Source organism: Streptomyces sp. (genome assembly GCF_035644915.1).
Taxonomy (GTDB): Bacteria; Actinomycetota; Actinomycetes; order Streptomycetales; family Streptomycetaceae; genus Streptomyces.
This window is the reverse complement of the sequence record NZ_DASQNP010000137.1, coordinates 1-12,896: the sequence shown is the minus strand read 5'-3', so window position 1 is coordinate 12,896 and position 12,896 is coordinate 1. Positions and strand designations below refer to the sequence as shown.

Annotated in this window: 14 protein-coding genes; 3 read left to right on the top strand and 11 right to left on the bottom strand. The window is 72.0% G+C overall.

Features of this window, described 5'->3' with window-relative positions:
- Nucleotides 1-53: 53 nt before the first annotated feature.
- The 8 genes from VE546_RS15685 to clpS form a co-directional block, all read right to left on the bottom strand.
- Entirely contained in the window at nt 54-809 is a 756-nt protein-coding gene (locus tag VE546_RS15685; protein WP_324922697.1) for an MBL fold metallo-hydrolase, read from the bottom strand.
- A gap of 211 nt (nt 810-1,020) precedes the next feature.
- Nucleotides 1,021-1,971 (bottom strand): cysteine synthase, encoded by a 951-nt coding sequence (locus VE546_RS15680; RefSeq protein WP_324922696.1) that lies wholly within the window; start codon nt 1,969-1,971, stop codon nt 1,021-1,023.
- Nucleotides 1,971-2,264, bottom strand: a complete 294-nt coding sequence (locus tag VE546_RS15675) for a MoaD/ThiS family protein (protein ID WP_324922694.1) — start codon at nt 2,262-2,264, stop codon at nt 1,971-1,973. The genes VE546_RS15680 and VE546_RS15675 overlap by 1 nt, the downstream gene beginning before the upstream one ends.
- A gap of 95 nt (nt 2,265-2,359) precedes the next feature.
- Entirely contained in the window at nt 2,360-2,491 is a 132-nt protein-coding gene (locus VE546_RS15670; protein WP_324922692.1) for a putative leader peptide, read from the bottom strand.
- 115 nt (nt 2,492-2,606) lie between these two features.
- Complete coding sequence (locus tag VE546_RS15665; protein ID WP_324922690.1) at nt 2,607-3,038, bottom strand: M67 family metallopeptidase; 432 nt, start codon at nt 3,036-3,038, stop codon at nt 2,607-2,609.
- 118 nt (nt 3,039-3,156) lie between these two features.
- Nucleotides 3,157-4,722: an alanine/glycine:cation symporter family protein gene (locus VE546_RS15660; RefSeq protein ID WP_324922688.1), complete on the bottom strand. Its 1,566-nt coding sequence runs from the start codon at nt 4,720-4,722 to the stop codon at nt 3,157-3,159.
- 337 nt (nt 4,723-5,059) lie between these two features.
- Nucleotides 5,060-5,674, bottom strand: a complete 615-nt coding sequence (locus VE546_RS15655) for a DUF2017 domain-containing protein (protein WP_324922686.1) — start codon at nt 5,672-5,674, stop codon at nt 5,060-5,062.
- Complete coding sequence (gene clpS / locus VE546_RS15650; protein ID WP_324922724.1) at nt 5,674-5,976, bottom strand: ATP-dependent Clp protease adapter ClpS; 303 nt, start codon at nt 5,974-5,976, stop codon at nt 5,674-5,676. The genes VE546_RS15655 and clpS overlap by 1 nt, the downstream gene beginning before the upstream one ends.
- A gap of 245 nt (nt 5,977-6,221) precedes the next feature.
- On the opposite strand from clpS, the gene VE546_RS15645 reads away from it, so the two are divergent.
- Entirely contained in the window at nt 6,222-7,550 is a 1,329-nt protein-coding gene (locus tag VE546_RS15645) for a nicotinate phosphoribosyltransferase (protein ID WP_324922684.1), read from the top strand.
- A gap of 226 nt (nt 7,551-7,776) precedes the next feature.
- A complete protein-coding gene (locus VE546_RS15640; RefSeq protein WP_324922682.1) occupies nt 7,777-8,370 on the top strand; it encodes an isochorismatase family protein in 594 nt (197 codons plus the stop codon).
- Nucleotides 8,371-8,432: 62 nt separating this feature from the next.
- Here VE546_RS15640 and VE546_RS15635 read toward each other — a convergent pair whose 3' ends face one another.
- On the bottom strand, nt 8,433-8,744 hold the full coding sequence (locus tag VE546_RS15635; RefSeq protein WP_324922723.1) for a hypothetical protein: 312 nt from the start codon (nt 8,742-8,744) through the stop codon (nt 8,433-8,435).
- A 140-nt stretch (nt 8,745-8,884) separates the two neighbouring features.
- On the bottom strand, nt 8,885-11,263 hold the full coding sequence (locus tag VE546_RS15630; RefSeq protein WP_324922680.1) for an immune inhibitor A domain-containing protein: 2,379 nt from the start codon (nt 11,261-11,263) through the stop codon (nt 8,885-8,887).
- Nucleotides 11,264-11,609: 346 nt separating this feature from the next.
- Between VE546_RS15630 and VE546_RS15625 the strand changes: the two genes are divergently transcribed.
- Entirely contained in the window at nt 11,610-11,867 is a 258-nt protein-coding gene (locus VE546_RS15625) for a hypothetical protein (protein ID WP_324922678.1), read from the top strand.
- 326 nt (nt 11,868-12,193) lie between these two features.
- On the opposite strand, the gene VE546_RS15620 is transcribed toward VE546_RS15625, so the two are convergent.
- Nucleotides 12,194-12,896 (bottom strand): RDD family protein (locus VE546_RS15620; RefSeq protein ID WP_324922676.1); only part of this gene is annotated, 703 nt, incomplete at its 5' end.

The following is a 12,896-nucleotide window of genomic DNA, read 5'->3' as shown; positions in this document are numbered from 1 at the left end:
GCCCGCGGGGCGTGGGGTTCCGCGGGCGGCCGCCGGTGGTCCGTGTACCCCCGTCAGAGCTCGTACACGGCTCCCGGGCGGGCCAGCTCCACCGGGCCGCCGAAGGCGGCCCGGGCGTCGCGCAGGTTGTGCTGCGGGTCGGTCCACGGCGGGATGTGGGTGAGCACCAGCCGCTCGACCCCGGCCTCCTCGGCCACCTCTCCGGCCTCCCGCCCGTTGAGGTGGAGTTCGGGGAGGTCCTCCTTGCCGGCGGTGAAGGACGCCTCGCACAGGAAGAGGTCGGCGCCCTGGGCCAGGCCGGTCAGTGCGGCGCAGGGGCCGGTGTCGCCGGAGTAGACGAGGGCCCTGCCGTTGTGCTCGACGCGGAAGCCGTAGGTCTCCACCGGGTGCCGCACCAGGTCGGTGCGGATGGTCAGCGGTCCGAGCCGGAAGGTGGTCGCGGGGGCCAGGTCGTGGAAGTCGAAGACCTCGCTCATGGACGTGTCGGACGGGGTGTCGGCGTAGGCCGTGGTCAGCCGCTGTTCGGTGCCCTTGGGGCCGTGGACCGGGATGGCCTCGCAGCGTCCGCCCTCGTACCGGTAGTACCGGGCCACGAAGTACGCGCACATGTCGATGCAGTGGTCGGCGTGGAGATGGCTGAGGACGATGGCGTCGAGGTCGTAGAGACCGCAGTGGCGCTGCAGTTCGCCGAGGGCACCGTTTCCCATGTCGATCAGGAGCCGGTAGCCGTCGGCCTCGACGAGGTAGCTCGAACAGGCCGATTCCGCGGACGGGAACGATCCCGAGCAGCCGACGACGGTGAGCTTCATAGGGGAAGGAACCTCCGTGGCCCGGGAAGAGGGGTTACCTGAGCGTACGGCGCACGGGGGCCGGTGGGTCCTCCGTGGAGCTCCGTTGTGGGCGGAATCACCAGGGCGGGGGACGGGTCCCGGGGCCCGGGGCCGCGTCGTTCCCGGGGGCCGCGGCCGGCGCCGCCGCTCCCGGCCGCGCGGTGGCGGCGGGAGGCCGGCGGCGCGGGGGTCAGGCCCAGAGCTGGCCGTGGAGCGCCTCGACCGCGGCCTCGGTGGAGGGCGCGGTGTAGATGCCGGTGGACAGGTACTTCCAGCCGCCGTCGGCGACGATGAAGACGATGTCGGCTCTCTCCCCGGCCCGCAGGGCCTTGCGGCCGACTCCGATGGCGGCGTGCAGCGCCGCTCCGGTGGAGACGCCGGCGAAGATGCCCTCCTCGGCGAGGAGTTGGCGGGTGCGGGTGACGGCGTCCTCGGAGCCGACGGAGTAGCGGGTGGTGAGGACGGATTCGTCGTACAGCTCGGGCACGAAGCCCTCGTCGAGGTTGCGCAGGCCGTAGACGAGGTCGTCGTAGCGCGGTTCGGCGGCGACGATCTGGATGCCGGGGACCTTCTCGCGCAGGTAGCGGCCCGCGCCCATCAGGGTGCCGGTGGTGCCCAGGCCAGCGACGAAGTGGGTGATGGAGGGCAGGTCGGCGTAGATCTCGGGGCCGGTGGTGGTGTAGTGGGCGGCGGCGTTGTCGGGGTTGCCGTACTGGTAGAGCATCACCCAGTCGGGGTGCTCGGCGGCCAGTTCCTTGGCGACGCGCACGGCGGTGTTGGAGCCGCCGGCGGCCGGGGAGGAGATGATCTCGGCGCCCCACATGGCCAGCAGTTGGCGGCGTTCCTCGCTGGTGTTCTCCGGCATGACGCAGACCATGCGGTAGCCCTTGAGCCTGGCCGCCATGGCCAGCGAGATGCCGGTGTTGCCGGAGGTGGGCTCCAGGATGGTGCAGCCGGGGGTCAGCCTGCCGTCCTTCTCGGCCTGCTCGATCATGTGCAGGGCCGGGCGGTCCTTGACCGAGCCGGTGGGGTTGCGGTCCTCCAGCTTGGCCCAGATGCTGACGTCCTCGGACGGCGAGAGCCGCGGCAGGCGCACCAGGGGGGTGTTGCCCACCGCGGCGAGCGGGGAGTCGTAGCGCATCAGCGCATTCCCCCGGCCGTGGCTCCTCCCGCCACCGCGGGGAGGATGGTCACGCTGTCGCCGTCGTTGAGCTTGGTGGAGATCCCGTCCAGGAAGCGGACGTCCTCGTCGTTGAGGTAGACGTTGACGAAGCGGCGCAGCTCGCCGCCCTCGACCAGCCGCTCCTGGATGCCGCTGTGGCGGGTCTCCAGGTCCTCGAAGAGCTCGGCGAGGGTGCCGCCGTTGCCCTCGACGGTCTTCTGGCCGCCCGTGTAGGTGCGGAGGATGGTCGGGATGCGGACCTCGATGGCCATGGGTGTGCTCCTGTGGGAGAGGCGGGAGAAGCGGGAAGCGTGCGGGCCGTGCGGACGTGCGCGGGACGGCCGGTGGGCCGCGCGGGTCGCCCGGGTCAGCCGCGGGCGGTGGCGCAGCGCTGACAGGCGGCGCTGGCGAGGCGGCACAGGTCGACGTGCAGGCGTGCCACGAGCAGCGTGCCCGGGGAGGAGCCCGGGAGGTTCTCGCTCACGTCGTGGTTAACCATGGGCTCATCGTAACGATTCCCCACCGCGGATCCCGATGGCCGTGTCACGATGCGGACCGTGCCGTCTCGCCTGGTGTCGCGGCGTCCCGGCCGGGGTCCGGTCCGCCGTCGCGGCTCAGTCCTCGTAGGCGGGGACGATCCGGACCTCCTCCTCCGTGACCTCGCCGTCGACGATGCGGAAGGAGCGGAAGGAGACCGGGCCCTCGTCGTTGCCGCACTCGGCGGTGGAGACCAGCACGTAGTGGGCGCCGGGCTCGTTGGCGTAGGAGATGTCGGTGCGCGAGGGGTAGGCCTCGGTGGCCGTGTGCGAGTGGTAGATGACGACGGGTTCCTCGTCGCGGTCGTCCATCTCGCGGTAGAGCTTGAGCAGGTCCCCGGAGTCGAACTCGTAGAACGTCGGCGAGCGGGCGGCGTTCAGCATGGGGATGAAGCGCTCGGGGCGGTCGCTGCCGGCCGGGCCCGCGATGACGCCGCACGCCTCGTCGGGGTGGTCCTGCCGGGCGTGCGCGACGATCTTGTCGTGCAGCTCCTGGGTGATGGTCAGCATGGGCGACAGCATAAGCAGAGCGGACGGGCGGGGCCCCGGCCGTACCGGTCCGCGGTACGGCCGGGGCCCCGGCGGTGCGGTACGGGCGCTCCCGCGGGACGGGGGCCGTCCGGCGGGGTCACCGCTGGGCGAGCGAGGGCTCCCCGCCGACCTCGCCGGCCTCGTCGGCCTCGATCTGCTCCTCGGTCTCGCCGGCGTCCCTGCGGCGGGTGTAGTCGATGACCTTCCGGAGTTCCTTCTTGACGACGGGCGCCAGTATGTACAGGCCGATGATGTTGAACACCGCGGCGGCGAAGAGGGCGGAGTCGGCCATGGCGACCAGGGAGCCCAGGGACATCAGGGCGCCGGCGACGACGATCAGGCTGAAGAGGACGTTGTAGGTGGTCTCGCTGGCCCTGCTGCGGCCGAAGAAGTACGTCCAGGCCTTCAGGCCGTAGTAACCCCAGGTGATGATCGTGGAGATGGCGAACAGCAGGACCGCGACCGTCAGCACGTAGGGGAACCAGGAGATGACGGTCTCGAAGGCGTCCGAGGTGAGCGCGACGCCGGACTCCGGCGCGCCGCCGTCCGCCGCGGCCTCGCGGGCCGCCTCCCAGCTCGGGGTCCTGGCGATGACGATGGTCAGCGCCGTCATGGTGCAGATGACGACGGTGTCGATGAAGGGTTCGAGCATCGCGACCACGCCCTCGGTGGCGGGACGCTTGGTCTTGACCGCGGAGTGGGCGATCGGCGCGGAGCCGATGCCGGCCTCGTTGGAGAAGGCGGCGCGCTGGAAGCCGACGATCAGGGCTCCGATGACGCCGCCGGCGACGCCCTCGGGGGCGAAGGCGCCCTCGAAGATGGTGGCGATGGCGGACGGCACCGCGGTGATGTTCACCAGGATGACCGTGAGGCAGGCGCCGACGTAGATGACGGCCATCGCCGGGACCAGGCGGCTGGTGACGGCGCCGATGGAGCGCATGCCGCCGACGAGGACCAGGGCGACCAGGACGGCGAGCAGGACGCCGAAGGCCAGGGCGCCGCCGGAGGTGGCGAAGACGCTGTCCTCCTTGCCGGTCACGGACTGGAGCTGCTCCAGGCTCTGGTTGACCTGGAAGAGGTTGCCGCCGAAGAAGGCGAAGAACATCAGCGCGACGGCGGCGCCGGCCGCGAGCACCTTGCCCAGGGTGCCGAGGCCGCGTTCGGCCAGGCCCTTGCGCAGGTAGTGCATCGGGCCGCCGGAGACGGTGCCGTCGGCGTGGACCTCGCGGTACTTCACGCCGAGGGTGCACTCGACGAACTTGCTGGCCATGCCGAGGAAGCCGCAGAGGATCATCCAGAAGGTGGCGCCCGGGCCGCCGATGGTGACCGCGATGGCGACGCCGGCGATGTTGCCGAGACCGACGGTGCCGGAGACGGCGGAGGTGAGGGCCCGGAAGTGGCTCACCTCGCCGGGGGCGTCCTTCTGCTCGTACTTGCCGCGCACCAGGTTGAAGGCCGTCCTGAGGTGGCGGACCTGGGCGAAACCGAAGTAGGCCGTGAAGACCAGTCCGGCGACGACCAGCCATCCGACGATCCAGGGGAACTCGGTGTCGCCGAGCGGGATGGTGTAGAACACGATGTCGCTCAGTCGCGTGGCTATGGGATCGGCGAAGTCGCTGATCGCCTCGTCTACCCGGGTGGTCCAGGATGCGGTTTCTGCCATGGGACACCTCTGGCTGGTGCGGCTGCGGGGACGGGTGGCAACGGTGGCTGCCGGGATGGCGCGGCGGACGAAACGGCTTCCGGACTCCGCTGTCCGGAAAGGGCTGAACGTGGTGCTGTCCGATGTGCCTCGGAGTGCGGAGTCCTGGTGGAATCGGTGTGGACGTTCCTACCACGCTGCGCTATCGACGCACAGCGCCTCGGACGACAGGTTCGTATTACGGTCGCATCACAGCCGGGGATTCAGGGCGAAACCGGACGGAGGACACACAGGAAGGAGCGCCGACGCCCGGATACCGGACACACCGTGGCCACTCTCCGTAACGGAGCGGAACCGCTCAGGTGGTGAGCGTCTCCACGAGCGACTCCTGCAGGGCGCCCAGCCACAGGTACGCCATCGCGATCGGCTTGCGCGGGTCGCCGTCCGGCAGGTTGTACAGCTCGTCGCTGTCCTTGTCGTCGGCGAGTTCCAGGCGGGCGCCGATCGCCAGCCGCAGGTCGTTGAGCGCGCCGAGCCACTGCCGCGACTGCTCGGGGCCGAGGACCAGCACCGCTCCCCCGTCGCCGCCGGGGGAGAGTTCGTCCAGGGAGCGCACGACGGCCAGGCCGTCCTCGCGCTTGCGGGCGCGCAGCTCGTTCTCGGTGTAGCGGCGGAACTCCGCGGAGGCGGCCCGCGTCCGCTCGTCCGGTTCGGCGCCGGGGCCGCCGTAGGCGTTCGGGAAGAGGCGGGCGAGCGCCGGATCGGAGGGGGGCTTGCTGGGGCCTTCGGCCATCAGCGCGGCCAGCGGGTCCTCCGCGTCCCCGGTGCCGCCGGCCGGCTCGCCGCCGGGACCGGGGCCGATCAGTTCCAGGAGTTGGACGACGAGGCTGCGCAGGATGGAGATCTCCACCTCGTCGAGCGCGACGGCCGCGCCTCCGGGCACGGTGGTCGCGGGTTCGAAGAGTCCGGGCATCAGCGGTCCTGCTGGAGGGTCGCCCACAGGCCGTAGCCGTGCATGGCCTGCACGTCGCGCTCCATCTCCTCGCGGCTGCCGCTGGAGACGACCGCGCGGCCCTTGTTGTGGACGTCCATCATCAGCTTCCTGGCCTTCTCCTTCGGGTAACCGAAGTAGGTCTGGAACACGTAGGTCACGTAACTCATCAGGTTCACCGGGTCGTTGTGGACGATCGTGACCCACGGGACGTCCGGTTCGGACACCGCCCAGGATGCCTCGCCCGACTCCGGGCGCGTGACCTCGCTGGGGGCGACCGTCACCGAGGCTCCGTGGGCGTTCCGCGGCCCGGGGGCGGTCGCGGCCGCCCGGCCCGGTGCGGTGGCGCGGCCCGCGGCGCGGTGCCGCGCGGGCGCGACGAGGGGCGTCGGTGTCCGGTGCGTGTCGTCGCTCACGGTTCCATGCTGCCACCCGGACCGGGTGGTCGTGCAAACAGGTCGCCGGGAGCACCGTGGCCTCCCGCACCGAATATCGTCAAACTGACGAGATTGGGGTTAGGATCCGTCGCATGAACACAGCAGACCTGGGGCTGCCGGTCGCCGTGCCGTCGACCGCTCTCTTCACCGACCACTACGAACTCACGATGGTGCAGGCCGCGTTGCGCGGCGGGACCGCCGGCCGGCGCGCCGTCTTCGAGGTCTTCACCCGCCGTCTGCCCGAGGGCCGCCGCTACGGGGTGGTGGCGGGGACCGGGCGGGTGCTGGACGCGGTGGCGAACTTCCGCTTCGAACCGGAGATCATCGAGTTCCTCCGCGAGCGGCGCGTGGTGGACGAGCCCACCCTGGCCTGGCTGGCCGACTACCGCTTCCGCGGCGACATCAGGGGCTACCCCGAGGGCGAGGTGTACTTCCCCGGCTCGCCGGTCATGCGGGTCGAAGGCACCTTCGCCGAGTGCGTGCTGCTGGAGACCGTCATCCTGTCGATCCTCAACCACGACTCGGCCATCGCCGCCGCCGCGTCCCGGATGGCCGTCGCCGCGCGCGGACGGCCGCTGGTGGAGATGGGCGCCCGGCGCACCCACGAGCTGTCGGCGGTGGCCGCGGCGCGGGCGGCGTACGTCGGGGGCTTCTCCTCCACCTCCGACCTGGCCGCCGGGTACCGCTACGGCATCCCCACCATCGGCACCAGCGCCCACGCCTTCACCCTGCTGCACGACAGCGAGCGGGACGCCTTCACCGCGCAGGTGGAGTCCCTGGGCCGGGGCACCACGCTGTTGGTGGACACCTACGACGTGGCCGAGGCCGTCCGCGCCGCCGTCGAGGTGGCCGGCCCCGGACTGGGCGCCGTCCGCATCGACTCCGGCGACCTGCTGCTGCTCGCCCACCGGGTGCGGCAGCAGCTCGACGAGCTGGGGGCGCGGGACACGAGGATCATCGTGACCAGCGACCTGGACGAGTACGCCATCGCCTCGCTCGCCGCCGCCCCGGTGGACGCCTACGGGGTGGGCACCCAGCTCGTGACCGGCAGCGGGCACCCGACCGCCTCGATGGTCTACAAGCTGGTGGCCCGCGCGGACTCCGACGATCCCGGGGCGCCGCTGCGCCCGGTGGCCAAGAAGTCGATGGGCGGGAAGCTCTCGGTCGGCGGCGTCAAGTGGGCGGCGCGGCGGCTGGACGCGGACGGCGTGGCGGAGGCGGAGGTCGTCGGCACCGGGGAGGTCCCCGGGGAGCTGAAGGACCGGCTGCTGATGGTGGACCTGGTCCGCGGCGGCGAGATCGTGGCGCGCGAGCGGCTGGACGCGGCCCGCGAGCGGCACGTACGGGCCCGCGACGGGCTGCCGCTGTCGGCGACGCAGCTTTCGCGCGGCGAGCCGGTCCTGCCCACGGAGTACGTCTGAACGCGCCGGGGGCGGCGGGGGCGCGCTCCCGCGGCCCCGTTCCCCGCGCGTCCCCGTGTTCCCCGCGCGCGGCCCTCCGGGTTCGCCCGCACGCGCCCGCGCACTCCCGCGGCGGACGCCGAGTGTCTAAGGTCGGACACGTCCCCACCCGTCCCGGCCGTTCGTCCGTCCCGGCCACCCCCGTCACATCAGCCACTCCAGCCAATCCAGCCGAAAGGTGTGCACCATGCACCGGGCCCTGATCGTCGTAGACGTCCAGAACGACTTCTGTGAGGGCGGCAGCCTCGCGGTGGCGGGGGGTGCCGACGTGGCCGCGGCCATCACCGACCTGATCGGGCAGGCGACCGCCGGGTACCGCCACGTGGTGGCCACCCGCGACCACCACGTCGCCCCGGGCGACCACTTCTCCGAGAACCCCGACTTCCGGTACTCCTGGCCCGCGCACTGCGTGGCCGGGACCGAGGGCGTGGGCTTCCACCCCAACTTCGCCCCGGCCGTGGCCTCCGGCTCGATCGACGCGGTCTTCGACAAGGGCGCGTACGCCGCGGCCTACAGCGGCTTCGAGGGCACCGACGAGAACGGCACCCCGCTCGCCGACTGGCTGCGCTCCCACGAGGTCGCGGAGGTGGACGTGGTCGGCATCGCCACCGACCACTGCGTCCGCGCGACGGCCCTGGACGCGGCCCGCGAGGGCTTCCGCACGCGGGTGCTGCTCGGCATGACGGCCGGGGTGGCGGCGCACACGACCGAGCTGGCGCTGGAGGAGATGCGCCGGGCGGGCGTGGAGCTGTCCGGCGAGCCGGTGCTCCGGGAGTCCTGAGAGGGCTTTCGCGAGCGGTCCCGCGGGAGCGGCGGAACGTTCCGCCGTCCCCCGGGCCGCCGCTAGCCCGCGGCGGCCCGGCGCAGGGCGCCCACGGGCCGCCAGAAGCCGGCGCCGTCGTGCGGCGCCGGGCGCCAGACCAGGCCGTCGGGGTGGTGCAGCACGGCGCTGATCTCGTCGGGGGTGGGCGGCTCGGTGTTGCCGCGCAGGTAGACCGCGCGCAGGCCCAGGTTCCGCAGCCGGGTCAGGGCGCGGGCGCGGTTGGCGGAGTGGACCAGGAAGCGGACGCGCTGCCCCCTGGCTCCCGGGCGTGGCGCCGAGAGCGCCACGACCACGCTGCCGTCCGGCAGCCGGACCCAGCCGCCTCCTGCCATGCTCATCACTCCCCCGTTATACAACACGTCAACAACAGGCCCGGTGGGCGCGCTCTCGGCGCGGCCGGCCGCCGCCCACCGGGGGGCGACGGCCGGCCGTCTACCACGTCACCGCAGTGACCTGCGGAAACGGATGTCCCTCAGCGGGTGGAGGGTCCGACCTGAACCGTGATCGTCTTGCCGCTCAGCGGCTGGCCGACGATCGAGATGCGGGTGTTGGTGTCGGGCACCTTCACGCTCGCGCTCGGGTTGGACTCGTACCAGTACGTACCCTTGCGGTCGTCGAAGACCGGGTTGCCCGGCTTCCAGGCGATCTTTGCGGCTTCGCCGTTCTTGTGCAGGGTCAGCCCGCGCGTCGGGTACCAGCTGAAGGTGGAGTCGTAGGACTGGATGCGGTTGCGCATCAGCGTGCCGTCCGACCACTTCTCCGGCTTGGCGTGGGCGTCGACCGGCAGGACCAGGCCCTCGCCCGGGTGGACGCTGGTGTTGTTGTCGAGCTGCGAGGTGTCCCACAGCCAGATCAGCAGGCCGTTCTGGTACGGGTAGCGCTCGACCCAGTCCGGCCGGGTGTTCTGCCAGCCGAAGTTGTACGGGCCGGTCTTGAGCGTCCTGTCGTACGAGACGTACTGCCGGTTCTCGGCGATGTAGAACTGCGGGTAGGTGTTGGTGAAGGACCCGCCGATGCGGGAGAAGCCCTCCGCGGTCCAGCCGTTGTCGTCGCCCTCGGCGCCGTCGGTGAGGATCGCCTCGCCGTCGGCGGTGATGGTGATCTCGTCGGCGGTGAAGCCCTTCTCGGCCACGCCGCCGTCGGTGCGGTAGTGGAAGCGGAGCTGGATCTTCTGGCCCGCGTAGGCGTTCAGCGGGTAGGACAGGTCCGCCCAGCCGCCGGAGGTGCCGTCCAGTGCCGGGGTGCCGCTGGCGTCGCGGCCGATCGGCTTGCCGTTGGCGGTGCCGTCCAGGGCGGTCCAGGTGGCGCCGTTGTCGGTGGAGACCTGGGTGTAGAGGTAGTCGTAGCCGGCCTCGATCTCCCACCAGCCCCGAAGGTCCAGCGACGCGGCGGAGGCACCGGTCAGGTCCACCGTGCGGGTCAGGGAGTTGCGCAGGTCGTCACCGCTGCCGCTCCACCACTGCTTGGCGCCCGCGGCCGGCTCGACGACCTCGGTCGTGACCTCCTTCTCGGGGAGCTCCACGATCAGCGCCTGCGGGTTCGCGCCCTGGGCGGCGGAGACGCCCAGCTTGTGGGTGGACCGGGTGGCCGCCTTGGCCGTGTCGTAGTCCAGCCAGCCCAGCGACAGCTTGTCCCAGGCGGTCATCTCGCCCGCCCAGTCGCCGATGGCGTCCTTGCCGTTGTTCAGCCAGGAGCCGGACGACATCAGGGTCCAGAAGGCGGTGGAGTTCTCGCCGCCGTTGGTGTCGTACAGGTCCGGCAGGCCCAGGTCGTGGCCGTACTCGTGGGCGAAGACGCCCAGTCCGCCGTTCTCCGGCTGCACGGTGTAGTCGCCGACCCAGATGCCGGTGTCACCGATCTCGGTGCCGCCCGCCTTGTTGAAACCCGGTCCGGTGCGGCCGTAGTCGGTGCCGTAGGCGTACCAGCGGTGCGCCCAGATGGCGTCCTCGCCCTGCGCGCCGCCGCCGGCCGACTCGTCCTCGCCCGCGTGCACGAACTGGAAGTGGTCGATGTAGCCGTCGGCCTCGTTGAAGTTGCCGTCGCCGTCGAAGTCGTAACGGTCCCACAGGTCGTACTCGGCGAGCTGCTTGGCGATCTCGTCGGTGCTCAGGCCCGCGGCCTTCTGGTCCTCGACCCACTTGTTCACACCGTCGCGGACCGCGTCCCAGACGGTGCTGCAGACGTTGTCGCCACAGGCGTTGTTGCCGTAACGGGCCTCGTTGTACTCGACCTTGACCCAGTCGGAGACCATGCCGTCCACGGAGTACTTACCGGAGGACTGCTTCTCGTAGTACGTCTTGAGCGAGCCCTCGCCGTCCCCGAAGTAGATCTCCTCGAAGTGCTCGCGGTTGAAGTCCTCCTTCCACAGCGTGGAGTTGTCCTCGTCGCGGTCGGGCGGGGCTATCTGGTTGTGCAGCGGACCGGGGGTGCCGCCGTACTGCGAATCGACCTTGTCGCCGAACTCGACGAGGATCGTGAAGATCTTGTCGGTCTTCGTCTGCTCCATCTCGACGTACTTCTCGTCGCCGAGCTTCATGACCTTGGTGCCGTTCCTGGTCACGGGCTTTTCGCCGGAGGCCAGACGTTCCAGGGCCGCGAGACGCTGGGAGCGCTGCTTCTTGGTCAGCGGACCGGGCAGGTCGTGGGCCACGTGCCTGCCGTCCTTGGCCTTGCCGTGCTGGTGCCCCCCGGCCTCGGCGTGGTCACCGTGGTCCGCGGCGGCCGGTTCGCGGCCGTCGGGTGCGGTGCCCTCGCCGGCGAAGGCGGTGCCGGCAGTCAGAAAGGTCGCTCCGATCACGGCGACCGTTGTGGCCAGGGCGGCGGATCTGATGGTCCTCCGTTGGCTCTTCACTAGGTATTGCCCTCCCCATGCATGGCCATGGCACGTGCGTGCACACGTGTGGAGGCATTCGACATGAGCGGCGGCCGAAAAAACAGACCTTGATTTGAACACGCCACAGAAGTACGGTGTGCGACCGTTCAGTTGCAGATTCCGGACGTCCGGGATCGGTGAGCGCCGGACGCCGGGATCGCGGCGTGACTCCGTGCGCCTCTTGTGCACCGGCACGGCGGTGGCGGTGGGTCAGGTCACGCTTACCGGATGTCCCGCACGGGCATTCGACACCGTAGAGTCGTTCGACGGATCGCGACCGCCGCCGAGTGATGACCACTCCCGACCCCCGAGGACGGAATCCGTCATGCCGCGTCCGAAGCCCGCACAGCTCGTCTACGGTTCGGCCACCGTCGTCCTCTCGGCCCTCGTGATGCTGCTCGTGTCGCAGGCGCGTTCGGGGACCGAGGTCGTGGTGGTCGCGTGCGCGTCCCTCGCCCTCGGGCTGCTCGTCTCGGCCGGGATTCCCGCCGGGCGCACGGCGCACCGCGCCTCTCCGGCGCCGGACGCGCCCGAACGGCGCGGAGCCGAACGGCGCGTGCCGCAGACCTCGTCGCGCCGCTGACCCCCGCCCGCGCGACGCGGAGCCGGCGGCACCCTCCGCCGCGGTTTCCGCTCCGGCGGTTCCCTCTTCCGCGGGTCCGTGCACGCTCCCGTGCGTACGGCCGCCGGTGCGACCCGGGCGGCCGGGCGGCCCGCTCCGTCCGCCGCGACCGCCGGGGGAGGGACGGCGCGGCTGTTGCGTCCTCATGGCCCGAGTGCACCGCGCCCCCGGCCGCCGCGCATCCGACGTGTGCCATTCGGGGGACGCCGGGAAGGGGGGACGGCCCCGCCGATGAGGGGCCGCCGCCGGTTTCCCGGGCCCGCGCTGCCCGCCCGCCCCCCGTGCCGCTACTCCGAGCCGCGCGCCACGAACGTACGGGCCGCCTTGTCGTGCCAGCACTGCCGCCACGGCCGGTCGACCAGGCACCAGAAGGCGTTCACCACGCCGATCCCCACCAGCGACAGCAGGCCGTAGACCAGCCAGCGGCGCAGCGCGGCGCCGAACGACGGGGTGTCCTGCCCCTCGATGTCGAGCACGGTGAGGCCGAACAGCCTCTTGCCGGCCGTACGGCCCCAGCGGGCGGTCGGCAGCACCTCGTAGAGGAGGCCGAAGAGGAGGAAGGCGGCGAGCACGATCGCCAGGTAGACGCCGGTCGTGCCGTCGATCAGCCAGACCTGGCGGGTCACCCCCGCCTGCTCGGCGGCCTCCACCTGCTCCTGGATGTGGTCCACGCTCCGGCCGACGAAGGGGTAGGCCACCGCGCCGGTCGCCGCCGCGACGACGACGCCGTCGACGAGCCGCGCCGCCAGCCGCCGGCCGAGCCCGGCGGGGCGGGCCTGGCGCTGGGCGGCCTGGAGGAAGGGGTCGACGGTGGGGGGCTTCCAGGGCACGACCCGGTCGGGGCCGGCCGGTGCGCCGGCCGGAGACTGCTGCGACGGCACGGCGGGGGCCGCCGCGGCGGGGACGGGCGCCGCGGGCACGACGGACGCGCCGGGCGCTCCCGCACCGGGTGCCGGGGCCGCGGGCGCGCCCGGAGCGGGGGCCCGCTGG